At 40.5% G+C, this 23569-nt stretch carries 21 protein-coding genes, 1 tRNA gene, 1 other RNA gene and 2 pseudogenes; 1 reads left to right on the top strand and 24 read right to left on the bottom strand.

The annotated features are described in order from the left end of the window. Positions 1 to 35: 35 nt before the first annotated feature. From purF to O3643_RS04425, 9 genes are all read right to left on the bottom strand, one after another. Positions 36 to 1478, bottom strand: a complete 1443-nt coding sequence (purF, locus tag O3643_RS04465; RefSeq protein ID WP_371500125.1) for an amidophosphoribosyltransferase — start codon at positions 1476 to 1478, stop codon at positions 36 to 38. Between the two features lie 168 nt (positions 1479 to 1646). Further along, the gene (locus O3643_RS04460; RefSeq protein WP_371500123.1) at positions 1647 to 5372 is read right to left on the bottom strand and encodes a phosphoribosylformylglycinamidine synthase; all 3726 of its coding nucleotides are present in this window, start codon (positions 5370 to 5372) and stop codon (positions 1647 to 1649) included. Between the two features lie 200 nt (positions 5373 to 5572). Next, positions 5573 to 6280 (bottom strand): phosphoribosylaminoimidazolesuccinocarboxamide synthase, encoded by a 708-nt coding sequence (gene purC, locus O3643_RS04455; protein WP_371500121.1) that lies wholly within the window; start codon positions 6278 to 6280, stop codon positions 5573 to 5575. A 162-nt stretch (positions 6281 to 6442) separates the two neighbouring features. After that, positions 6443 to 7360 carry an HlyD family efflux transporter periplasmic adaptor subunit gene (locus O3643_RS04450; protein WP_371500119.1) on the bottom strand — a complete coding sequence of 306 codons (918 nt, stop codon included), beginning with the start codon at positions 7358 to 7360 and terminating at the stop codon, positions 6443 to 6445. 12 nt (positions 7361 to 7372) lie between these two features. Further along, on the bottom strand, positions 7373 to 9526 hold the full coding sequence (comA, locus tag O3643_RS04445; protein ID WP_371500117.1) for a peptide cleavage/export ABC transporter ComA: 2154 nt from the start codon (positions 9524 to 9526) through the stop codon (positions 7373 to 7375). A gap of 212 nt (positions 9527 to 9738) precedes the next feature. Further along, a complete protein-coding gene (locus O3643_RS04440) occupies positions 9739 to 9975 on the bottom strand; it encodes an acyl carrier protein (protein WP_006153141.1) in 237 nt (78 codons plus the stop codon). 10 nt (positions 9976 to 9985) lie between these two features. After that, positions 9986 to 10978, bottom strand: coding sequence for a phosphate acyltransferase PlsX (plsX, locus tag O3643_RS04435; protein ID WP_371500114.1), 993 nt, complete (start codon positions 10976 to 10978; stop codon positions 9986 to 9988). Next, positions 10975 to 11745: a DNA repair protein RecO gene (gene recO, locus O3643_RS04430; RefSeq protein ID WP_006150509.1), complete on the bottom strand. Its 771-nt coding sequence runs from the start codon at positions 11743 to 11745 to the stop codon at positions 10975 to 10977. Before recO ends, plsX begins: the two co-directional genes overlap by 4 nt. Continuing rightward, positions 11742 to 12911 (bottom strand): pyridoxal phosphate-dependent aminotransferase, encoded by a 1170-nt coding sequence (locus tag O3643_RS04425; RefSeq protein WP_371500112.1) that lies wholly within the window; start codon positions 12909 to 12911, stop codon positions 11742 to 11744. The genes recO and O3643_RS04425 overlap by 4 nt, the downstream gene beginning before the upstream one ends. A 154-nt stretch (positions 12912 to 13065) precedes the next feature. On the opposite strand from O3643_RS04425, the gene O3643_RS04420 reads away from it, so the two are divergent. Beyond that, a complete protein-coding gene (locus O3643_RS04420) occupies positions 13066 to 14076 on the top strand; it encodes a YeiH family protein (protein ID WP_314849712.1) in 1011 nt (336 codons plus the stop codon). A gap of 172 nt (positions 14077 to 14248) precedes the next feature. Here the strand turns inward: O3643_RS04420 and O3643_RS04415 are convergent, their stop codons facing one another. From O3643_RS04415 to O3643_RS04345, 15 genes and pseudogenes are all read right to left on the bottom strand, one after another. Next, positions 14249 to 14686, bottom strand: a complete 438-nt coding sequence (locus tag O3643_RS04415) for a CoA-binding protein (protein WP_371500110.1) — start codon at positions 14684 to 14686, stop codon at positions 14249 to 14251. 117 nt (positions 14687 to 14803) lie between these two features. Then, a complete protein-coding gene (locus tag O3643_RS04410; protein WP_371500108.1) occupies positions 14804 to 15772 on the bottom strand; it encodes a ribose-phosphate diphosphokinase in 969 nt (322 codons plus the stop codon). Between the two features lie 215 nt (positions 15773 to 15987). Further along, on the bottom strand, positions 15988 to 16482 hold the full coding sequence (locus tag O3643_RS04405) for a carbonic anhydrase (protein WP_004250355.1): 495 nt from the start codon (positions 16480 to 16482) through the stop codon (positions 15988 to 15990). 162 nt (positions 16483 to 16644) lie between these two features. Continuing rightward, the gene (locus tag O3643_RS04400) at positions 16645 to 17340 is read right to left on the bottom strand and encodes a TIGR00266 family protein (protein WP_214262543.1); all 696 of its coding nucleotides are present in this window, start codon (positions 17338 to 17340) and stop codon (positions 16645 to 16647) included. Between the two features lie 71 nt (positions 17341 to 17411). After that, a complete protein-coding gene (radA, locus tag O3643_RS04395) occupies positions 17412 to 18776 on the bottom strand; it encodes a DNA repair protein RadA (RefSeq protein WP_080555149.1) in 1365 nt (454 codons plus the stop codon). Positions 18777 to 18786: 10 nt separating this feature from the next. Beyond that, positions 18787 to 19302 (bottom strand): histidine phosphatase family protein, encoded by a 516-nt coding sequence (locus tag O3643_RS04390; protein WP_371500106.1) that lies wholly within the window; start codon positions 19300 to 19302, stop codon positions 18787 to 18789. Positions 19303 to 19326: 24 nt separating this feature from the next. Further along, a pseudogene (locus O3643_RS04385) lies at positions 19327 to 19527 on the bottom strand (isochorismatase family protein); the annotation flags it as partial. Further along, positions 19523 to 19684, bottom strand: a pseudogene (locus tag O3643_RS04380) (DNA repair protein RadA); the annotation flags it as partial. The pseudogenes O3643_RS04380 and O3643_RS04385, both read right to left, overlap by 5 nt. Before the next feature lie 10 nt (positions 19685 to 19694). Continuing rightward, entirely contained in the window at positions 19695 to 20234 is a 540-nt protein-coding gene (locus tag O3643_RS04375; RefSeq protein WP_269798407.1) for a histidine phosphatase family protein, read from the bottom strand. A 1-nt stretch (position 20235) separates the two neighbouring features. Beyond that, a complete protein-coding gene (locus tag O3643_RS04370; RefSeq protein ID WP_371500104.1) occupies positions 20236 to 20679 on the bottom strand; it encodes a dUTP diphosphatase in 444 nt (147 codons plus the stop codon). Between the two features lie 52 nt (positions 20680 to 20731). Beyond that, an RNA gene (gene ffs / locus O3643_RS04365) (signal recognition particle sRNA small type) lies at positions 20732 to 20830 on the bottom strand. A gap of 32 nt (positions 20831 to 20862) precedes the next feature. After that, on the bottom strand, positions 20863 to 21330 hold the full coding sequence (tadA, locus tag O3643_RS04360; RefSeq protein ID WP_371500102.1) for a tRNA adenosine(34) deaminase TadA: 468 nt from the start codon (positions 21328 to 21330) through the stop codon (positions 20863 to 20865). Between the two features lie 199 nt (positions 21331 to 21529). Further along, positions 21530 to 22816, bottom strand: coding sequence for an adenylosuccinate synthase (locus O3643_RS04355; protein ID WP_004250345.1), 1287 nt, complete (start codon positions 22814 to 22816; stop codon positions 21530 to 21532). 243 nt (positions 22817 to 23059) lie between these two features. Beyond that, positions 23060 to 23293 (bottom strand): sigma(X)-activator ComW, encoded by a 234-nt coding sequence (comW, locus tag O3643_RS04350; protein WP_025170381.1) that lies wholly within the window; start codon positions 23291 to 23293, stop codon positions 23060 to 23062. A gap of 199 nt (positions 23294 to 23492) precedes the next feature. Continuing rightward, positions 23493 to 23566: transfer RNA gene (locus tag O3643_RS04345), tRNA-Asn, on the bottom strand. Positions 23567 to 23569: the final 3 nt, after the last annotated feature.

Genomic DNA, 23569 nt, shown 5'->3' with positions numbered 1-23569 from the left:
TTAATCCTTTTCTTTAATCGAGAGTCTTTAGCCGTCTATTTGTAAAAACTGATCTTGTCTTCCAAACTTCTACGATATTCTTCTTCATAGTCATAGAGAGGAGTTGGATAGTCACCGTCAAAGTAAGCGACACAGAGACCACCATTCGGCGCATCTGTTTCGATGCCGATAGAATCAATCAAGCCATCAATCGAAAGATAGGTCAGGCTATCCGCACCAATGATTTGGCGAGTCTCTTCGACCGTATGATTGGCCGCAATCAGCTCCTGACGTGTCTGGATATCAATCCCATAAAAACATGGATAGGCAAGAGCAGGACTCCCGATGGCAACGTGCACTTCTGATGCCCCCGCTTCTTTCAAAAGTTGGACAATGCGACGAGATGTCGTGCCTCGCACGATAGAGTCATCAATCATAACCACACGTTTGCCTTTAACGACACCAGAAACGGCAGACAGTTTCATCCGAACCCCTTGCTCGCGTAATTCTTGAGTCGGCTGGATAAAGGTCCGCTGCGTGTATTGATTCTTGATGAGTCCCATTTCATTTGGTAGACCTGATTCTTCCGCAAATCCCATAGCTGCGCTAAGAGAGGAGTTTGGCACCCCGACTACGATATCAGCTTCATACTTGAACTCACGTGCCAGTTGAGCTCCCATTCTCTTACGAGCCGTATGGACATTGACTCCGTGGATGTTAGAGTCAGGACGTGCGAAGTAGATATACTCCATGGAACAGATAGCCAACTGAGTATCGTTTGTATAGCTGTCATACTGGATACCATTGTCATCAATAATGACAATCTCGCCTGGTTTTACGTCGCGAATCCACTCAGCACCGATGACTTCAAAGGCACAGGTTTCAGATGAAACCACTACTGCTCCATTAGCCATTTTCCCGATTGATAGAGGACGGAAGCCATTTGGATCCAGCGCTGCAATTAACTTATCTTCAAACATCAAGAGATAAGCAAAACCACCTTTAACAAGACTGAGTGCTTCCTTGATTTTACCCATCAGGTTTGGATTGTGGCTACGGCGAATCAAGTGAGCCAAGATTTCTGAATCAGAAGTCGAGCTAAAGATTGCCCCTCTTTGTTCCAATTCTTGCTTGAGTGATTCTGCATTGGTCAGATTCCCATTATGAGCCAAACCAAACTGCATATCGTGAAAGCGGAAGAGGAAAGGTTGGATATTGTCTACAGAAGCTTCTCCCGCAGTCGCATAACGCACGTGCCCAATCGCTCCAGTTCCTGTCAATTTATCCAAATTCGCAGGATTTTTGAAGACTTCTGATAAAAGCCCCATATCACGATGACGCTTCAATTTCCCTTGGTCATTGGAGAGGATTCCTGCCCCCTCCTGACCACGGTGCTGAAGACTATGGAGTCCAAAATAGGTCAATTTGGCAGCGTCTGGGTGACCCCAGATACCAAAAACACCACATTCTTCATTAAGAGATTTTACTTCGTATGTCATTTTATATACCTAATTTTTATTTGTGTATCATTCCTTAACGATACTAGAGCGGAATGATACGGCAGAAGCTCGTTTCACTCGCAACAATAAATCATTTGCAATTGTCGTAAGTTAGATCTACTTGATTTTACATTTACTGATGGTTATCTATTAGAAAATCTGCAAAGCCTATTTTCCAGTAAAGTATTTAACCGCTGATGCAAAGAGATATTGGTCTTTATTCCCTGGAATATTTTGGAAAAGACCGTCTTCGAAACGTTCTGAGTGACCCATCTTACCAATAATTTGACCGTTCTTGCTTGTGATACCTTCAATCGCATTGACAGAACCATTTGGATTGTATTTAGAGTCCATGCTTGGTTTGCCTTCGAAGTCAACATATTGGGTAAAGATTTGACCATTGTCACGAAGTTCTGCAAATTCCTCAGCTGTCACGACAAACTTACCTTCACCGTGTGATACTGGGATGGCATGGATGTCACCAACTTTCACGCCAGCAAGCCATGGTGAGTTCGTGTTAGCAATCCGTGTTTCAACCATCTTAGCCACGTGTTGGTTGGCATCATTGTAGAAGAGAGTTGGACTAGTACTGTTTGCATCTTCAAAGTTACCATATGGAAGAAGACCAGATTTGACAAGAGCTTGGAATCCGTTACAGATACCGATAATCAAACCACCACCTTCGATGAAGCTATCGATAGCTGCACGTACTTTTTCGTTAAGCAAGATATTAACGATGAATTTAGCTGATCCATCAGGTTCGTCAGCGGCTGAGAAGCCACCTGCAAAGAAGATAATGTTGGCTTTTCCGATATTGTCAACCATTGTGTCAACAGACTTGACAATAGCCTCTTCATTCAATGTGACAAATGGTACTAAGTTGACTTTCGCACCTTCTTTTTCAAAGGCCTTAGCTGAATCGTATTCAGAGTTAGTACCTGGGAACACTGGGATGTAAACCACTGGTGTCTCAACTGTTTCTTTAGCTTTGATGACAGCATCTGATGCCACAGCAGGAACTTCTTCCAACTCAGTTGCTTGTGCAAATTCCGTTGGGTAAACTTCTTCCAATTTACCTTGGAAGGCACTGTCAAGTTTGTGTCCATCAAGCGTTACATCGTTGACAGTAAGTGTAAAGTCAGCTGCTGTTTGTCCAATCTTGGCAACACTTGAAATCTCTTCCGGAGATGTGAAGATGAATCCACCTAATTGAGCTGTCAAAGCAGTCTCAATATTTTCAAGGCTTACAGTGGCACCGATATGGTTCCCAAACGTTGCAAGTGCAAGAGCTTCAAGGATACCACCATATTTGACCGCTGATGCAGCTGTCACTTTGTGGTCAGCTTGGATGGCTTCAAACTGAGCAAAGTTAGACTTGATAAGATCAAAGTCAATTTCTTGTCCCAAAGCTTGACCTGGGATGTAATAGATATTTTCACCAGCAACTTTAAATTCTGGAGAAAAGACCTTACGGCTATCTGCAGTTGTGACACCAAAAGCAACCAAGGTTGGTGGTACTGTCAATTCTTCAAATGTACCAGACATAGAGTCTTTACCACCGATAGATGGCAAACCAAGTTGAATCTGAGCTTCAATGGAGCCAAGAAGAGCTGCTACTGGTTGACCAAAACGCTCTGCTTGTTTATCCATACGCTCGAAGTATTCTTGATAAGAGAAACGAGCCTTAGACCAGTTTGCACCAGCAGCAACCAAACGAGCGGTTGCTTCGATGACCGCATAAGCCGCACCATGATATGGAGACCATTCTGCTACATAAGGGTTGAACCCTTGCGCCATGACTGATGCCGTATGTGTCACACCATGTTGGACTGGCAATTTCTGTACAGAAGCTTCCGTTGGTGTGATTTGGTAGCGACCACCGAGTGGGTGATTGACCGTTGAACGTCCAACTGAACTATCAAAGATAGTTTGCAACCCTTTTTGACTTGCATGGTTAAGGTCAGCCAAGACTTCAAGAGTATCAGCTTCAAGGGTTTCAGCAGATGTTTGACGTTCTTCTGGAAGCTTGACATCCTTGTCAACTACCTTAGCATCCACAACTACACGTACACCGTTTGTATCAAGGAAACGACGTTCCAAATCAACGATGGTTTCGCCATTCCAGTGCATAACAAGATTTGGTTTTTCAGTCACTGTCGCAACGACAACAGCGTCAATATTTTCTTTGTTACATGCTGCAATGAAGGCGTCTACGTCTTTTGGACGAACCACTACAGCCATCCGTTCCTGAGATTCAGAGATAGCAATTTCTGTACCGTTCAAGCCTTGGTATTTCAATGGCACTTTGTCTAGATCAATTTCAAGACCATCAGCCAATTCACCGATAGCCACACAGACACCACCAGCACCAAAGTCATTTGATTTCTTAATCAGACGTGTCACTTCCCCATTACGGAAAAGACGTTGAATCTTCCGTTCTTCGATGGCATTCCCTTTTTGAACCTCAGCACCAGCTGTTTCAACAGATTCAACCGTTTGAACTTTAGATGAACCTGTCGCACCACCAACACCATCACGTCCAGTCTTACCTCCGAGCAAGATAATCACATCACCTGCTTCAGGTTTTTCACGGACAACATTTTCCTTAGGAGCCGCACCGACTACGGCACCTAGCTCCATACGCTTAGCAACGAAACCTGGGTGGAAGTATTCACGAACATAGGTTGTTGCAAGACCAATTTGGTTACCATATGAAGAATAACCGTGGGCTGCTGTTTTAGAAATCACTTGTTGTGGTAATTTACCAGCACGAGTTTCTGAAATTGGAGCTGTAATATCGCCAGCACCTGAAATACGCATGGCTTGGTAAACATAGGAACGCCCTGACAATGGGTCACGAATGGCCCCACCGATACAGGTAGCCGCTCCACCAAATGGTTCGATTTCCGTTGGGTGGTTGTGAGTTTCGTTCTTGAACATGAGAAGCCATGGTTCTTTGACACCATTGACATCCACTTCAATTTCAACAGAGCAGGCATTGATTTCATCAGACACTTCCATGTCGTCCAAACGACCATTGGCACGCTCATAACGGCCGAAAATAGTGGCCATATCCATCAAGGTTTGAGGTTTCTCTGTACGTCCCAACTCATCACGCATAGCAATATACTTGTCATAAGTCGCTTGCAATTGTTTTTGGAATTTAGAAGCTGAGAAGTCGATATTCTTCAACTCAGTCTCAAAAGTTGTGTGACGGCAGTGGTCAGACCAGTAAGTATCCAACACCTTCAACTCAGTCTCAGTTGGTACACGTCCAATGGACTTGAAATAGTCTTGAATGAAGAGAAGGTCATCCACTTCCATGGCCAAGCCTTGCTCAGCCTTATACTGTGCAAAATCTTCTGCTGTATATGTTTCAAAGAAATCCAAATTTGGAATGGTCTTGTCAGACTCAGAGAAATCCTGTTTCGCAATACCAACAGTGATGTCTTTGAAACGAGAATCCACTGGGTTCAAAAGGTAATTTTTGACAGCTTCCAACTCATTCGCATCAATATCCTTGTTAACCAAGTAAAGTTGCGCTGTATTCACCGTTACATCACTTGAACTACCAAGCAAAAGCAAAGCTTCTTGTGAAGACGCCGCACGTTGGTCAAATTGACCAGGCAAACTTTCGATAGCAAAGAAAGCAACCTTCTCAAGATCAGCCTTCACTTCAGCTTCATCCAAAACAGTATCGGTCACTTGCTCAGAGAAAATGTGTTTTTCTGCACGTGCAAACAAGTCCTCTGCCAAATCAAAGACATCATAAACCTGAACAATTCGAAGATCATTCAAAGTTTTCAACTGAAGATTATGTTGTAATTCTTTTGCCAAAGAGTCAGATTTGACACGAAAATCAGCTTTTTTCTCAACGAAAATACGTTTATCCATTTTAGTTCCTTTATCTATTTCTACTTAAAGATTGTAGTGATGACCAAGTAAAACTTTACTTCAATCCCTGCAATTTCTCTAACACAACCTTATAAACATCTGTCAAGCTACCAAGATCACGACGGAGTGAAAAGGTCTAGTAGACCTTTTCAGCCTGAGTCCTTTTACTTGAGAGACGAAGGTTTTCCGTTTCAAACAGGTTACTTCAATCCCTGCAACTTCTCTAACACAACCTTATAAACATCCGTTAGACTGCCCAAATCTCTACGGAAAACATCCTTATCCATGTGGTGCCCTTCAGCATCCCAAAGGCGGCAGTTATCTGGTGAGAATTCGTCTGCCAAGATAATCTTGCCATCCTTATCAAAACCAAATTCCAATTTAAAATCAATCAAACGAAGACCAATTTGCGCAAACCAATCTTTCAGCAATCCATTGATACGACGCGTTTCTTCCTTGATATAAGCGATTTGTTCATCATTGGCAATATCCAAGAACTTCACATGCTCATCATTGATAAATGGATCATCCAAATCATCGTTCTTATAGTAAAATTCAACGATAGGAGTTTTCAAGTTCAAACCTTCTTCCACGCCAAAACGTTTAGAAAAAGAACCCGCAGTCACGTTACGAAGAACAACCTCCAAAGGAATGATTTTCACTTTCTTGTTGAGTTGTTCTGTGTCAGAGATACGTTCGATAAAGTGAGTAGCCACACCCGCAGCATTCAATTTTTCAAAAATAAGAGACGAAATATGATTATTGAGCACACCTTTGCCTTCGATGGTCTCTTTACGAGCTCCATTTAGCATGGTAGCTTGGTCCTTATAAACGGACCTAATCACATGTTCGTCTTCTGTAGTATAGATATCTTTAGCTTTTCCCGTATAAATAAGTTTACTGGACATTTTATTATTCGCCTTTCGTATTACTTGGCCTCATTCTAACACAAAAACAAGCAGAAATCAAATGTTTTACGAACGTAAACGTATTCCCTCCTGAGTTTTATAAAAAACTGTAAATCTTTTTAGGATTACAGTTTTTAAATATTATTTGAGAAAAAGTGATCATTATTCCCAATTCAAGAAATCATCCAAATAATAGCGTAAATAACTTTTCTTGCCTGTAATTATCTGTAAACGGCCTTCTAAACCGTACCTAAGCTTTTCAGCTTGTTCTTGAGTTATTTTTGTTTCCGCTTCTATTTTAAAGAAATTTCCTTGGTCAGTTCTCGTTGCAATTGTATCAATACTAGTGATAGTAGAAACAAGTCTCACTTGACCATTAGCACCATTAGTCGTGGTAAAGCGTACAGAATCTCCAATCTTGATTCTCACAATATCTTTTGAACTAAGATAGGCCGTCAATTTTGTTTTCCCTTCTCTATCTAATAGTGGATATAATTTAGCCAGTAATGTTCCTTCTGTAACTACCGCAGATTGATTCCTTTCAGGATTGAGATAAAGAACTCCGTCTTCCTGGGCTCTTATTGTTCCTTTTTCGAGTAAGCTAGTTTGATTTTTTTTGCCTATTTCTCTTTCTAAATCATCCTGCTCTAAAGCAATCTGCTCTTGTACAGTCGAAGAATTCTGAGAAAAGAGACCTATATTGGGCTGTGTAGTACTGTTCTTAAGGTTACTTGTTTTACTTTGATGATTTCTAAAACTCTCCAACTGATTAACATTGGCTTCATCCTGGATCACATCTCCAACCTCCTGATACTGAACAAGTAAATCTCCTCGTTGCACTTGTTTGTTCTCTTCCAGATAATTGACTACCATCCGCCTATTACTAGTTGATTGGATATTAGCAATGATACGACTAGGTTCAACTGTAGCTTTCGAAGATAAACTAATTTCCTTTTCTGCAAACATTGCAAATCCAAACGTAAACACCACCAAAAGTGACATAGGAAAAATCACTCGGCTGGAAAAATTATGATAACGTCGATTATAAAATTCCGCACTTTCTAAAAATTCAAGGTGCATTATTTCTCCTTTCTAACAGTTAACTAAATGAGTATAAAAACTATTTTGAGCAAGTAAGTCAGCATGATTCCCCTCCTCTACAATCTTACCCCGATCCAAAACGACAACTTTCTCCACTCGTTCAGCAATAGTCAAGCGGTGAGCAATGAAAATCAAGGTCTTATCTAGATTCATGAGATTGTCTACTATCCGTTTCTCTGTTAAGATATCTAGGCTGCTCGTCGCCTCGTCCAGAATCAAGATAGGGGCATCTGTCAAGAGAGCACGCGCTAAAGCAATCCTCTGGCGTTGGCCACCAGAAATTCCTGTCCCATCAGAAGTCAATTCTGTCTGGTAATTCAAGGGCATACGCTCAATATCTTCACGAATTTCTGCTAGCTCAACTGCACGCAGTATATCCTCCCGAGTCGTACCCTCCTTAGCTCCGAGAAGGAGATTTTCTAAAATTGTTCCATTGAATACATAGGGTTGTTGAGGTAAATAGTTGATATATTGGCGCAGAGACTTTTTATCAATCTGATTTAAATTCATATCCCCCAGTCTGATTTCTCCCTGATTTGGGCTGTAAAAATTAACCATCATCTTAGCTAGGGTCGACTTTCCTGATCCTGAAATCCCTACAAGAGCTATTTTAGAGCCCTGTTTGATTGTCAAATTGATATCTGATAAGATATCTTGACCATATTCATACTTGTAGTGAATTCCCTTGAAAGTCATATCTCCTTGAACCATACTCAAATCCTCTACCATTTTCTGTTCTTCAAACTCGGATTTGACCAGATACACCTCGTTGAGACGACTATTAGCAACTTGAGCTGTTTGAAGCTTACTCTGAAGGTTGATGATGTTTTCTAGAGAATTAGTAAAATAATAAAGAAGTGTATTATACGTAATCAACTGGCCCAAACTCATTTCCCCAGTCATAACAAAATTAGCCCCTATCCATAATACGCAGACATTTAGCGACAGTTGAGCAAGTTTTTTAAGAGCTTTTTGCTGACTTTCTGCTTTACTATAAGTAAAGGATCTTTTCAGATAATCCACAAATTCCCTATCAATCTTTTGGTAGCGTGTTTTTTCGCTAGCCAAGGATTTAATCGTTTCAATCCCATTGATATCCTCTATAACGGATGATGATAGGGTTGCATTTGCTTCCATAGTATCCCGGTTCATCTTTTCAAAAGGTTTCATAAAAGCAAAAATGATTGCAGCATAAATAGGGAGACCCAATAAACTTATGAAAAAAAGACTACTATTTTGCAAAAACAAGATTATAGAAATAATCAATACCGTAGATATATCCAAAAAAATTGAAATAATGGTTGAAGCTAAGGCATCTATGATACTATTGGCATCTGTAAATCGAGACACGATTTCTCCCGTCCGTCGAGTCGCAAAAAAAGACACAGGTAGATGAAAAACATGTTTGATATAAGATAAAATAACATCAATCGATAGACGTTGTCCAAGGACAATTAATAGGTAATCTTGAGCAAAAGATAAAATCTGTTGGAGGGCATACACGATAACAAGACATATAGAAATAATACTTAGGGTCGAAGATGTCTGATTTGGTACATAGGTATCAATAATAGATTGTAGATAGTACGAACCAACGATATTAATCAAGGTTACTAGAGCAGTCGCTAAAATGATATTGATGATTAAACCTTTCTGATTTATCAAAATAGGTAGAAAAGAAGTCCAACCCTGATTCTTGTCCTTATATGGCTGATAATTTGGTGAGGGAGCCACAAAGATAGTTGTTCCTGTCCATTCTTCTTCAAATCTTTCGCGCGATAGTTTTGTCAATCTAACCTCTGGATCTGGATCAGCTATATGGATATTCTGCTTATCCTTTCCTGTCACTACGTAATAATGAAATAATTCTTTGTCCTTAAGCACGTGAACCACAAAAGGAAAGATTAAATTTGGAGAATCAAATAAAGTCATGTCTGCTTGAATAGCTTGTGGCTCAAAACCTAATGTTTCCGCAGCCTTCACCAGACCCAAAGCTGTCGTCCCATTTGTAGTCGTTTTGGCTAATTCACGAAGACGTGCTAATGAATAATAGCTTCCAAAATAGCCAAACACCATGGCTAACGAAGCCACTCCGCAGTCCTTCTGATCCATCTGTGAGCGGTAGTGTTTTTTCCTAAATTTCATATTCTTATCCTTTTTCTTAACAATCTAATTAAAAGTTCTGTAAGATTATTTTAGCCAAACAAAGTAAGAAATAGGTAACTCTTTCTAAAAAAACAAAATCTACACCCAAATAGCACTTTTAGAAGTTTAAGCAAACATATGGATTGATAAATCCGTTAAAATAAATATTCCACACAATCAAAAAAGCAACATGACCAGCATGTTGCTTTTTCTTATATTCTATTTTTAATGATTGCTAATACGTCTGCGACACTTTGGAGGTTGTCAATTTCTTCATCATCGATTTCGATTCCAAATTCATCCTCAATGGTTAGGACAAATTCCATCAAATCTACTGAATCAGCATCCAAATCATCCTTTAAGCTCAAGTTTTCGGTTACGACAAAGTCTTCTCCTTGACGCTCTTGAATGATGGTTACGATACGGTCAAAAATTTGTTGTTCTGTCATATTGTTCTCCTTATTCCTCTGAAAATTCACGCGCAGTTTGAGCAACTACATCTGTCTCAAGCATGGTACGAATCTGGCGTATTGTGCTATAGACAGCCTTGGCATCACTTGAGCCATGAGTCTTAACTACTGGTGCCTTAACACCAAACAGAACCGCGCCTCCAACATCTGAATAGTTGAGCTGTTTTTTCAAACCTCTGAGGTTATCCTTAAGAAGGAAAGCACCTAGCTTGGCTCTAAGACCACCACCTACAATAGCATTTTTGAGCAAGCCCATGATACCCATAGCAGTCCCTTCAATAGCTTTGAGCACAGCGTTTCCCGTGAAACCATCTGTTACGACTACATCAGCAACACCATCCATCAAATCACGCGCTTCCACGTTCCCGACGAAATTCAAACTCTCGTCAGCCACTAATAGGTCATAGGCTTCCTTGCGGAGTGGATCTCCCTTGCTGCTCTCTGTCCCGTTATTAAGCAAACCTACACGAGGTTTTTCAATACCACGAACATTTCTAGCATAGAAGGAACCTAGGACTGCATATTGATGCAGGTGATGGGCTGTATTTTCTGCATTGGCACCAAGGTCAAGCATATCAAAGCCTCTCCCATCAATAGTTGGCAAGGTTGACATAAGACCTGGTCGATCGATATTTTTGATACGACCAACGATGAAGAATCCCGCTGCCAACAAGGCACCTGTATTACCTGCAGAAAGAACTGCATCTGCCTCTCCATCTTTGACAGCCTTGGCTGCCAATACCATACTGGCATTTTTCTTCTTACGGATAGCTTTTGTAGGCTCATCATCAGAATTTATTTTTTCATCTGTATGGATAATGCTGACGCGCTCTGTAGCTGTTAGATATTGCTTGATTTTACTTTCATCTCCATAAAGTTGGACTTCAATATCTGAAAAGTCAGCAAGGGCTTGATTAACTCCCTCTACAATAGCTTGTGGTGCGAAATCGCCACCCATTGCATCAACTGCGATTTTTTTCATTTGTCTTCCTCTTTCAGTAGTTGTCCCCAGTCGGCTAGGGAATCAATAAATTTCTTTGATTTCAGATGAATGCCGACATATTCCTCGTAGATTTGGTCCATAAACTTGCGCAAGTCCTGCTTGATTTCGGCCTTAAGTGAGATAGTCTCCAAGGTCTCAAAATCAATGGCTTGAAATTGATTGAGCAGATAAGGAATATTGGGATTTAAATGACATCGTTTCTCATCTTCATGGTAATGATCGGGACAAAGACAACCCCCGTATTTGAAGGAGAAGTCAAAGGCTTGCCCCACACGATGACAAAAGGTACACTCATTAAAGTTGAGACTGATTCCAAAACGTGTCAATATTTGAATTTCAAAAATATTGGTCAAAACTTGATAATCCAGACCCTCTTCCATCAGCTCTAAAGTCTTTTGCAAAAAAGCAAATAAGGGAGCATCTTCTTGGTTATCCTGCAAACTCGCATCTGCCAAGGCTGCAACGTAAGTCGCATAAGCCATAACAAAGAGGTCACTATTGATTTTCGGAAAAGTCTTCACCTCATGATAATCTTCTATATAACTAAGTCCATCGTCATTAACTTTTAGGAGAAAATGGGCTAAGACTAAAGGTTGAATGACAGGAGCTAGTTTGGATTGGCCGGCGTGTTTGACAAAAAACATGCGCTTCCCTGCCTGTTCTGTAAAGATTTTAACAAGCTTATCATCCTCTCGAAAATTTCGATTGTAAAGTACTAAACCCTGACTCGTAATCGATTGAATCATGCTTCTCTCATGTACTCCTCAAGTCGTTTCATAGCTTCTCTAATGGTTCCCATGCTAGCTGCATAAGATAGGCGAACATAGCCTTCTCCATACTGTCCAAAGGCAGCACCAGGGATAAAAGCAACAGCCTTCTTCTGGGCAAAATCCTTCAGAAAAGCAAAGGAATCTTGATTATAGCCTGCTGGAATCTTAGCAAAGATATAAAAAGCCCCATCTGGTTTGATAATCTCGAAGCCAAGGTCAGTCATCTTGTCGATAATGTAGTCCCGACGTTGGATATATTCCTTCTTCATCGGTTCTGCATCGTTCTTACCAGCTGTCAATGCTTCCACCGCAGCATGTTGCGCCATGGTGTTTGCAGCAGTTACCAAATACTGATGACTCTTGATGAGTTGAGCTGTGAAGTTTGCTGGTGCAAAGATAAAACCTAAACGCCAACCTGTCATGGCATGGGATTTAGAAAGACCGTTAATGATAATTGCCTGATCTCTCAACATAGTTCCCAAAGATACATGATTTTCCCCTGTATAGGTCAATTCTGAGTAGACTTCATCACAGACTACGAAAATCTCATACTTACGTAAAACAGCTGCTAAAGCTTCTAATTGCTCGCGACTATAAGTAATTCCTGTAGGGTTGGCTGGATAGTTGAGAATAACTGCCTTGAGCTTGTCCCCCTGCTCCAAAATTGCCTTTTCTAGCATTTCAGGAGTTAAGACAAAACCATTTTCAGTCGTATCAATCTCGACAATCTCTGCACCGACTAGATTAACTATTGGCTCATAGCCAGGATAGGCAGGAGCTGGCAAGAGAACCTTGTCTCCTTCCTCCAAAATAGCTGTCAGAGTAGCTGATAGAGCCTCTGTCGCACCAATTGTGACCAAGATTTCATTCTCTGGATTGTAGTCTAGCTGATATTTCTCTTTTACAAAATCACTCGCCGCCTGACGCAATGTCAACAAACCACTCATCCCTGTATAGTAGGATTGATCTTGGTCAATAGCTCGCTTTGCAGCTTCCTTGATATGATCTGGCGTTGTAAAATCTGGTTCTCCCAAGGTCAATCGCAGGACACCAGGAATCTCTGAAATAGCCTGGTCAAATTGACGAATCAAGGATACTTGTATCTTATCTAATTGTTTATTAAAGCGTTTGGTTAAGTCCATATATATCCTCCTTGATCAAAGAACATATATCTATTATACTACAAAAGCTCTCTGACCGCAAAATTCCGTTAATTTACAACCTTATTCCTACTTTCTATTTTACTTTTCTGACAGATAAGATTATAATAAGTAGTATTTATTTTCGGAGGTTTTTATGTCATTTCTATCAAAAAATTGGGCAGGACTGCTAGTCTGTCTAATCATTTCTATCATCTCTTGGGTTTTAGGAGGCTTTCTGCCTGTTGTGGGAGCACCTGTTTTCGCCATTTTTATCGGAATGATTCTCCATCCCTTTCTCACTTCTTATAAACAACTGGATGCCGGCTTGACTTATAGCTCCAAAAAACTGCTTCAATATGCTGTTATCTTGCTTGGGTTTGGACTCAATATCTCACAAGTTTTCGCAGTTGGAAAATCTTCCCTCCCTGTTATCCTTTCGACTATTTCTATCGCTTTGATTATAGCTTTCTTTTTCCAACGATTTTTTAACCTTGATACAAAGCTAGCTACCTTGATTGGAGTTGGATCTTCTATCTGTGGCGGTTCTGCCATTGCAGCGACTGCTCCTGTTATTCACGCCAAGGAAAAAGAAGTAGCCCAAGCCATTTCTGTTATCTTTTTCTTCAATGTCTTGGCAGCTCTTATCTTTCCAACTCTAGGTTCTTGGCTCCATCTTTCCAACGAAGGTTTTGCTCTCTTTGCGGGTACTGCAGTCAACGATACATCCTCTGTAACAGCCACAGCTAGCGCCTGGGATAGTCTTTACCAAAGCAATACTCTCGAATCTGCTACTATTGTCAAACTGACACGCACCCTGGCTATTATCCCTATTACTCTCTTCCTCTCCTACTGGCAGAGCCGTCAACAAGGCAACAACCAAGGAGTAAAGCTTAAAAAAATCTTCCCCGTTTTCATTCTCTACTTCATCCTAGCTTCTCTGCTAACTACTCTTCTCACATCTTTCGGTGTCAGCAATAGCTTCTTTTCACCTCTCAAACAACTCTCCAAATTCCTCATCATCATGGCTATGAGTGCTATTGGTCTCAAAACCAACCTCATTGCTATGATCAAATCCAGTGGAAAATCCATTCTTCTTGGAGCCCTTTGCTGGATCGCTATCATCCTGACTAGCCTTGGCATGCAATTACTCATCGGTATTTTCTAATACTCTTCGAAAATCTCTTCAAACCACGTCAACGTCGTCTTGCCGTAGGTATGGTTACTGACTTCGTCAGTTCTATCTGCAACCTCAAAACAGTGTTTTGAGCAATCTGCGGCTAGTTTGCTCTTTGATTTTCATTGAGTACAACACAAAAGGTAGCCTAAAGGCTACCTTTTTATTGTTCAAGAATTAAACGTGTATGTTCTCTCTTGATGCAACGATTCATCACGATGTCATCGCATCCCCCAGCACGCAAGAGTTTTTCTGCTTCCAAACTTTCAAGTCCTAGTTGTGCCCAAAAAATCTTGGCATCCGCCTTGAGAAAGTCTCGTGCTACATCAGGTAAAAATTCACTTCGACGATAGATATTGACGATATCTACAGGGAAAGGAATTTTAGCTAGACTGGCATAAACCTTTTCTCCCAAAATCTCGCCACCTGCAGCTTTAGGGTTAACTGGAATAATTTTATAGCCACGAGCCTGCATTTCTTTAGTCACTCGATTGCTAGTTGTTTCCTCACGATCGGATAAGCCTACTACAGCTAGAGTTTTACTGGTTGCTAGATACTGACGGACCACTCCATCACTTGGATTGATAAATTTTTGAGTCATAGAAACCCTCCTTTTCATCAGTATAGCACATTTTGAAAAGGCTTGCAGTTATTGGATATAAAAAATTTCCTAGCAAGAGAAAAGTCTGCTAGGAAATTCGTTTATTCAAGTGAAAGTTTAGATTTTTTTCTCGATACTAAATAATGGAGAAAGAGGACGTTTTTCATGGATACGTACAATAGCATCACCTAGGAGATGAGCGATAGAAATTTGTTCAATCTTATCAATCAAACGTTCTTCTGGAAGATAGATAGTGTCCAAAACAACCAATTTTTTAATGGCTGATTTTTGGATGTTATCCATAGCTGGTCCTGAAAGAACTGGGTGCGTACAACTTGCGTAAATTTCAACAGCTCCTGCTTCTGCTAGAGCATCAGCCGCATGACAAATGGTTCCAGCTGTATCAATCATATCGTCAATCAAGATACAAGTCTTACCTTCTACCTTACCAATGATATTCATAACTTCACTAGTATTCATCTTGTCTACACTACGACGCTTGTCGATAATGGCAATTGGTGTTTTCAAAAATTCTGCTAATTTACGAGCACGAGTCACCCCACCGTGGTCCGGGCTGACAACGACATAGTCGGAACCAACCATGCCACGACGCTCAAAGTAATCCGCAATCAATGGAGCCCCCATCAAGTGATCCACCGGAATATCAAAGAACCCTTGAATCTGTGCAGCGTGCAAATCAATCGTCAACAAACGATCAACTCCAGCTACTTCAAGCATATTTGCAACGAGTTTTGAAGTGATTGGCTCACGCGCTCTTGCCTTTCTATCCTGACGTGCATAACCATAGTAAGGCATAACAACGTTGACAGATTCTGCACTGGCGCGCTTCAAAGCGTCAACCATAATCAAAATCTCAAGTAGATTATCATTTACTGGTGAGCTAGTTGATTGTAGAATAAAGACGTGTTTTCCACGGATCGATTCTTCGATATTAACTTGAATTTCTCCGTCTGAAAATTGACGAACAGTCGATTTTCCCAACTCTATCCCAATCTCTTGCGCCACACGCTCTGCCAATTCTCTATTTGAAGAAAGGGCAAACAGCTTTAAATCAGAAAAAGACATGATTTCCTCCGGTATTTATGTATCACTTGTGTTTTTCACAACATTTTTCCATCTACCATTGTAGCGCTTTTTTCTCGATTTTTCAATAAAAAATAAGACAAGAGTAGACTTTTATACTCTTATCTTATACTATCTTATATTAGTGATATCAAAGGTAAAACTTGTCAACCTTCTCATCCTACTTCATGCTACTCCAGAAGCTTTTAATTAGAAAGTTAGTATATCTCCCTCATACTACCTGTATCCACATCATAAACAGCTCCTGAAATAATAACATCATCTGGAATTAAGGGGCATTCTCGCAGCAATTTCATATCCTCTCGAACACTCTCATCGATGTCTTGAAACGGTAAAAAGTCCTGTCCAGATACATCAACTCCCAATTCACATTTTAGGTGCTCTTGAAAATCCTCGTTATTGAAGGTTTGAGCCCCGCAGTCTGTATGATGAAGAACCACAATTTCTCTTGTCCCCATTTGTTGTTGGGAAATTACAAGTGAACGAATCATATCCTCAGTCACTCGACCACCCGCATTCCGTAAAATATGGGCATCTCCCAGAGCTAACCCCAGAGCTGGCGCAACGTGTAGACGCGAATCCATACAAGTTACGATTGCAACCTTGGTCTTGGGTTTAATGGATAAATGCAAATCTCCATGTAGTTCTACATAAGCTTGATTGGCTTTTAAAAAATTTTCAAAATAGGACATGACAACTCACTTTCTAGTCTGCCAGATAATTTGAACACCAAATTATTTATCTCCTATCTTACCATCTTTTCTTTGTCTTGTCAGCTGTTAACTTTCATATAAAAAAACTGGGACAGAGACATCCAGTAACTAGCTTGGGTTTCTGTCCTAGTTTTTTTAATATTATGAACCTTTTTGGATATACTTATTAAGAGAGCCTGCAAAGCTCTGAAGATTGAGACTTTGTACATAGACCTCACCAGTCCCTCGGAAGGTATTCACCACTCCTTCGCCTGTACCAATAGACTGCCAGAAGCCATTTTCTAAGTGGATATCATAGTCCAGAGATTGACTCCAAGCCACCACATGGGCATTGTCAATGGTTATTTCTTGGTTTTGCAACTCAATTTTCTTAATAGATCCAAAAGCATTGGCCAAAAGAGTTCCCTGACCTTGGGTTGTCATCACAAAGAGACCGCCTTGCCCTCCGAACAGAGCTTTCCCAATAGACTGGCGCTCCATTGTATAGAAAGCTGTACCATCAAGAGCTAAAAAGGCTCCATCATTCAATCGATATTGCTTTTCGCCTAGCTCAAGAGCAATCACTTGACCAGGAGTGTCTGGTGCTAAAGCAAGGTTGCCGTTGTCAGACTCTGCAACAGCTTGAGTGATAAAGGTGCTTTCACCAGAAACCATTGAACGCCCTACAGCTTTGACAAAACGTCCCAAACCAGAACCGCTTGCATTGAGCTGGGTATTGAGACTTACATTAGGTGTGTGGTAGACCATGCTACCGCGCTGAATAAAGACCGTTTCCCCCTGATTGAGCGACAACTCTACCAAAGGAAACTGCATGTGACTATCCATAGAAAATTTCATCAGAAATTCCTCCTTACTTTTAATAAATGTTAGCAATAAAATAATTAGTAATCTAAACCTGAGTAAAACGATTAGGAGAATACTTTTTTCAAGACTTCCTGAATAGTCGTCACCCCAATCACCTGAATTTCCTTAGGTGGCTTTATACCTGTTAGGGAATTTTTTGGTACATAGATTTTTGTAAATCCAAGTTTAGCAGCTTCATTGATCCGTTGTTCGATACGATTTACGCGCCGAATCTCTCCCGTCAAACCCAACTCTCCTACAAAACATTCCTGAGGATTGGTTGGTTTGTCCTTGTAGCTAGAAGCAATAGCAACTGCAACAGCCAGGTCAATAGCAGGCTCATCTAATTTGACACCACCAGCTGATTTGAGATAGGCATCCTGATTTTGAAGCAAGAGACCAGCCCGTTTTTCCAAAACAGCCATAATCAAGCTAGCGCGATTGAAATCAAGCCCTGTCGTCGTACGCTTAGCATTTCCAAACATGGTCGGCGTCACCAAGGCCTGCACTTCCGCAAGAATTGGACGTGTTCCTTCCATTGTCACAACGATGGACGAACCAGTCGCTCCATCCAAGCGCTCTTCCAGAAATACCTCACTTGGATTGAGAACCTCAACCAAACCACCTGACTGCATCTCAAAAATGCCAATCTCATTGGTCGAGCCAAAACGGTTTTTGACTGCTCTCAGGATTCGGAAGGTATGGTGACGTTCCCCTTCAAAGTAAAGCACCGTATCCACCATATGTTCCAACATTCGAGGTCCCGCCAAGGTTCCTTCCTTGGTCACATGGCCGACGATAAAGATGGCGATGTTATTGGTCTTGGCCAGCTGCATGAGTTCAGCTGTCACCTCGCGTACTTGAGAAACCGATCCTTGCACTCCAGAAATCTCAGGAGACATAATGGTCTGGATCGAATCGATGATAAGAAAGTCTGGTTGGATTCGCTCCACCTCAGCTCTCACGCTCTGCATATTGGTCTCTGCATAGAGATAAAACTCACTATCAATATCCCCCAAGCGCTCTGCACGGAGTTTGATCTGCTGGGCAGACTCCTCACCACTGACATAGAGGACCGTTCCTACTTGAGACAACTGGGTTGAAACTTGTAAGAGAAGGGTTGATTTTCCAATACCTGGATCTCCACCAATTAGGACGAGACTCCCTGGTACCACACCCCCACCGAGTACACGGTTGAATTCCTCCATCTCAGTCTTGGTTCGATTGACATTAATAGAAGTTACTTCAGCCAATTTCATAGGCTTGGTTTTCTCACCTGTCAAGGACACACGAGCATTCTTGACCTCTGCAACCTCAACTTCCTCCACAAAAGAAGACCAAGCTCCACAGTTTGGACAGCGCCCTAAATACTTAGGTGAATTATATTCACAATTTTGACACACAAATGTCGCCTTTTTCTTTGCGATAATAAACCTCTTTCTAAATCTCTATCTCACACTCAATCACTTGGCAAAAATCAATAGTTTCATTCGGTACAAACTGGCGCATGAGCATGCGATGGGCTACAACTACCACAGTTTGATGTTCCCGATACTTAGCCATGCATTCTAGAAAACGAGACTTCATCTCTACAGCTGTCTCATATTGAACAGGAGAATTTGGGAGCAACTCCCCCTTGTTTTCTAAAAACAGACATCTAGCTGTTTCAAAGTTCTCTATACCTGTTTCATAAACTTGCCATTCATGCAATAATGGCTCTACCCTCAAAGGAAGGCCAGTAGCACAGGATACATAAAAAGCCGTTTCTAAAGCTCGCGTCACTGCAGAAGACACCAGGATATCAGCTGAGCCAAACAAAGGATTTTTGCAAAGTTCCTGAACTTGTTGTCTTCCTTTCACCGATAAAGGGGCCAAGTCTATCCCAAATCCCGTATAAGAACGCTCCTCTAACTCACGGTAATTTGGCTCCCCGTGACGGATAAAAATAATTTTCATATTAAGATCCCCATAAAACTATTAATTCTCCTTGGTAGCTGCCAAAACGGAAGCCTTAACACAGCCATTGCCATCTACCCCTATAAACTCTATGCTTTTAGCACCGTTTTCCTCTAAAAAATCTTTTAAATCTGGATTAGTAAAGCAAGAAGCCCAACGCTTCTCAAAGATACGAGAAGATACAAGCAGCAAGCCGGTCGCAAATTTCTTCTTTCTGTCTTTTCTCCCCCGTCAAGGACACACGCGTATTCTTGACCTCTGCAACCTCAACCTCTTCAACAAAAGAAGACCAATACCCACAGTTTGGACAGCGCCCTAAATACTTGGGGGAATTATATTCACAATTTTGACACACAAATGTCGCCTTTTTCTTTGCGATAATAAACCTCTTTCTATATCTCTATCTCACATTCAATCACTTGGCAAAAATCAATCTTCTTGTCTGGTACAAATTGGCGCATGAGCATTCCGTGAGTTACAATGATAATAGTTTTATAATTTTTATATTTTTCCAAAGCTCTTAAAAAACGATGACGCATCTCTAGATCAGTTTCATAGCGATAAGGAGAATCTTCAGATAAAACTCCTTGATGTTTTAGATAATATTCATGAGCTACCAATACACTAGTTAAATCAGAGTTAGTGCCATCTAAGTCTGGACGCCACTCATGAAAAAACGGCTCTACAAATAAGTCCAATCCTGTTTCAACTGCTATATAATGTGCTGTTTCTAAAGCCCTCGTCACAGACGATGAAATAATAATCTCTGCCTTTCCAAAACATGCGGTTTTAGCAACTTCTTTTGCCAGACTGCGACCTTTTCCTGTCAATGGTGCTAAATCACGACCAAAACCACTATAGAGTTGCGGATTTTCAAGTTTATCAAGCATACTATAATCTGGCTCTCCATGACGTACAAAGATAATCTTCATCTTAGTGCCCTGTCGATCCAAATCCACCAGTCCGCACCCCCTCTGCCTCATCTCCATCTGCGATTAAAAATGGTGCAAAGACAGCCTGAACTACACGTTCCCCAACTTCAAGAACAACTTCTTGGTCTGTGATATTCTTCATCTGTGCAAAGATATGTCCCTCATTCCCTGGATTGCCATAATAGTCCCCGTCAATGACACCGACAGAGTTAATCAAGACCAAACCTTTTTTACGAGGATTTGATGAACGGTCATAAAGATAGAGCACTTCAGTCGGCTGCATATAAGCCTTAACACCCGTTGGGACGAGAACAATCTCTCCTGGAGCGAGAACCGTACGCACCGCAACCTTTAAGTCGTAGCCAGCTGCATGCGCTGTCTCACGTTTAGGTAACAAAGTTTCATCTGTAAAACTAGAAACTAATTCAAAACCACGAATTTTCATATTTCCCTCTTTTTAATCTTTTATTCTAGGCTATTTTATCTTATTTATTCGAAAAAAGCACGAAAAAAGAGCACACAATTCACACTCGCTTAGGGCTGCTGGATTCCTCCCCTGACCCGCTTCACGCAGAACTGTTGCTCCACTAGTTATTATACCACATTCTCCTCTATTTTTAAAGAGAAATTATTTTTTACGTCGATTTCGGAAAAAGTCTTGCATAATCTCTGCGCACTTATTCTCTAAAACACCTGTTTCAACGTCCACACGGTGATTGAGCCTCTCATCTGTTAAAATATCGTACAAGCTCCCAGCAGCGCCAAATTTCTGGTTTTTAGCCCCGTAGACCACGTTTGGAATCCGTGCAAGACCAATTGCCCCACTACACATAACACAAGGCTCAATGGTCACAAAAAGCGTACAATCGAGCAAACGCCAACTCTCTTCGCTCAAATTAGCATTCTCTATGGCCATAATTTCCGCATGCATGACTGCCCGTTGCAACTCCTCTCGCGCATTGTGTCCTCTCCCAATGACTTTTCCGTCCTTGACAATTACACAACCAATCGGGATTTCATCATGCTCTAAAGCAATCTCTGCCTCTTTTAAGGCCTCTCTCATAAAAGCTTCTTTTTCTTCAAGCGTGTAATTCATCTCTTCTCTCTTCCTAGCTATCAATTCTATCATTATACCATGTTTCTCAACACAAAAAAAGCCACCGAATGCGGTGACTTTATAGGGAGATTATTATGAAAAAGAAAAGTTTAGGAAATTTGTTACAACAAGTTAGGAGGTCTTCTTGTAACTGTCTATAGTATATCCAACCTGTCTTAAACAAATCTTAAAAAATCTCCTATGACCAAACACTTTCTAAAATATTTGTCTGTTCACGACCAGGACCTACTGAGAATGTTGAAATACGAACACCCACCAATTCGCTAACACGGCGAACATAGTTGCGTGCATTTTCAGGAAGGTCTTCCAAATTACGTACTCCAGTGATATCTTCAGACCAACCAGGCAATTCTTCGTAGATTGGTTTACAACGTTTCAATTGTTCGAGACTAGCTGGGTAGTAATCAATTCGTTGACCATCAAGATCATAAGCCACACAGATTTTTACTGTATCCAAGCCACTCAAAACATCGATAGAGTTCAAAGAGAGATTTGTGATGCCAGAAACACGACGGCTATGACGCATAACAACTGAGTCGAACCAACCTACACGGCGAGGACGCCCAGTAGTTGTCCCATACTCATGCCCCACTTCACGAATACGATCACCAACTTCATCAAATAGCTCAGTTGGGAAAGGACCATCACCTACACGACTTGTATAAGCCTTACATACACCGACAACTTTGTCAATCTTGCTTGGACCTACTCCAGAACCAATTGTCACACCACCAGCCACTGGGTTTGATGAAGTAACAAATGGATAGGTACCTTGGTCGATATCTAACATAACACCTTGTGCACCCTCAAAGAGAACACGTTTACCATTATCAAGCGCGTCGTTCAAGATAACTGAAGTATCAGTCACATATTGCTTGATTTGTTGGCCATACTCATAGTATTCTTCAAAAATATCATCAATTGAAATAGGTTCACTATCATACAATTTTACAAATTGACGATTTTTCTCAGCAAGATTACGTTCTAAACGTTCACGGAAGATTTCTTTATCCAAAAGATCCGCAATACGAATTCCAACACGAGCTGCCTTGTCCATATAGGCTGGACCAATTCCTTTAATTGTCGTCCCAATCTTGTTATCACCCTTAGCTTCTTCTTGAAGACGGTCTAACTCAATGTGATAAGGCAAAATAACATGCGCACGATCAGAAATCCTTAGATTATCTGTTGTAACACCTTCTTCATGCAAATAAGACAATTCTTTGACAAGAGATTTAGGGTTTACTACCATCCCATTACCAATTACAGAGATTTTTTCAGGGAAGAAAATACCTGAAGGAATCAAGTGCAATTTAAATTTCTTTCCATCAATAACAATTGTGTGACCTGCATTATCTCCGCCTTGGTAACGAGCAATCACTTCCGCATTAGCTGAAAGAAAATCTGTAATTTTCCCTTTACCTTCATCACCCCATTGGGTACCTACAACAACAACTGAAGTCATAATAATTTTTCGTCTGAGCCAAAAGGCTCGTCCTTTCTCATATACATGGTGGGACTCTCACCCACAATAATATCTTACAATTTATTATAAGAAAAAAAGCCTATTTTATCAAGAATTAACACTAGAAAAGATTAGGGAATTCTTTCACTTTTGATTTAAAAAAATATAAAAATTTAGCATAATCTAAATATTTTTTATAAATTACTTATTATTGTTCGTAATAAATGAAAATAACTGTATCTACTAACAATAATTGAATGTTTGTCCAAGTAAATGATTAAGATAGATACGATAAGCAGCCCTAAAATGATAGAGAAGAAAATCCTTCTCATTCTTAATCTTAAAACGAATTAAATAATAAAGTAAAAATTTAAGATGAAGTAATTCCCATTCATCAGTACTTTGAAATAAAATTGAATATTCATTTTCGATTTGCTTTAGAAAAACCAAAGATCGATCATAATATTTTTGAAGCATATAAAAAACCTTTCTTATTGATAAAACAAGTTTATCAAAAAGGCAAAATAAATAGATAAATATTTCTATAAAACAAAAATTTTAAGCTGAACAAACTTAAAACAAAGAAAAGAAGTAAAAATAGATGGAAAAAAGCTCTGAAAAATCCAGAAAAATAAAGCCAAGAAAACAAAAAAACGTTCCTTAGAACGTTTAACTACTCCGCCAGTAGGACTCGAACCTACGACATCATGATTAACAGTCATGCGCTACTACCAACTGAGCTATGGCGGATAA

Source organism: Streptococcus sp. 20925_1_44, assembly GCF_041432435.1.
Classification (GTDB): domain Bacteria; phylum Bacillota; class Bacilli; order Lactobacillales; family Streptococcaceae; genus Streptococcus; species Streptococcus infantis.
This window is presented reverse-complemented; position numbering and strand designations above follow the sequence as displayed.

Bases quoted from the DNA above. Each gene is read 5' to 3' on its own strand.
- purF (WP_371500125.1), bottom strand. From the start codon at position 1,478: ATGACATACGAAGTAAAATCTCTTAATGAAGAATGTGGTGTTTTTGGT.
- O3643_RS04460 (WP_371500123.1), bottom strand. From the start codon at position 5,372: ATGGATAAACGTATTTTCGTTGAGAAAAAAGCTGATTTTCGTGTCAAA.
- purC (WP_371500121.1), bottom strand. From the start codon at position 6,280: ATGTCCAGTAAACTTATTTATACGGGAAAAGCTAAAGATATCTATACT.
- O3643_RS04450 (WP_371500119.1), bottom strand. From the start codon at position 7,360: ATGCACCTTGAATTTTTAGAAAGTGCGGAATTTTATAATCGACGTTAT.
- comA (WP_371500117.1), bottom strand. From the start codon at position 9,526: ATGAAATTTAGGAAAAAACACTACCGCTCACAGATGGATCAGAAGGAC.
- O3643_RS04440 (WP_006153141.1), bottom strand. From the start codon at position 9,975: ATGACAGAACAACAAATTTTTGACCGTATCGTAACCATCATTCAAGAG.
- plsX (WP_371500114.1), bottom strand. From the start codon at position 10,978: ATGAAAAAAATCGCAGTTGATGCAATGGGTGGCGATTTCGCACCACAA.
- recO (WP_006150509.1), bottom strand. From the start codon at position 11,745: ATGATTCAATCGATTACGAGTCAGGGTTTAGTACTTTACAATCGAAAT.
- O3643_RS04425 (WP_371500112.1), bottom strand. From the start codon at position 12,911: ATGGACTTAACCAAACGCTTTAATAAACAATTAGATAAGATACAAGTA.
- O3643_RS04420 (WP_314849712.1), top strand. From the start codon at position 13,066: ATGTCATTTCTATCAAAAAATTGGGCAGGACTGCTAGTCTGTCTAATC.
- O3643_RS04415 (WP_371500110.1), bottom strand. From the start codon at position 14,686: ATGACTCAAAAATTTATCAATCCAAGTGATGGAGTGGTCCGTCAGTAT.
- O3643_RS04410 (WP_371500108.1), bottom strand. From the start codon at position 15,772: ATGTCTTTTTCTGATTTAAAGCTGTTTGCCCTTTCTTCAAATAGAGAA.
- O3643_RS04405 (WP_004250355.1), bottom strand. From the start codon at position 16,482: ATGTCCTATTTTGAAAATTTTTTAAAAGCCAATCAAGCTTATGTAGAA.
- O3643_RS04400 (WP_214262543.1), bottom strand. From the start codon at position 17,340: ATGAAATTTTCTATGGATAGTCACATGCAGTTTCCTTTGGTAGAGTTG.
- O3643_RS04390 (WP_371500106.1), bottom strand. From the start codon at position 19,302: ATGAAAATTATTTTTATCCGTCACGGGGAGCCAAATTACCGTGAGTTA.
- O3643_RS04375 (WP_269798407.1), bottom strand. From the start codon at position 20,234: ATGAAGATTATCTTTGTACGTCATGGAGAGCCAGATTATAGTATGCTT.
- O3643_RS04370 (WP_371500104.1), bottom strand. From the start codon at position 20,679: ATGAAAATTCGTGGTTTTGAATTAGTTTCTAGTTTTACAGATGAAACT.
- tadA (WP_371500102.1), bottom strand. From the start codon at position 21,330: ATGAATTACACGCTTGAAGAAAAAGAAGCTTTTATGAGAGAGGCCTTA.
- O3643_RS04355 (WP_004250345.1), bottom strand. From the start codon at position 22,816: ATGACTTCAGTTGTTGTTGTAGGTACCCAATGGGGTGATGAAGGTAAA.
- comW (WP_025170381.1), bottom strand. From the start codon at position 23,293: ATGCTTCAAAAATATTATGATCGATCTTTGGTTTTTCTAAAGCAAATC.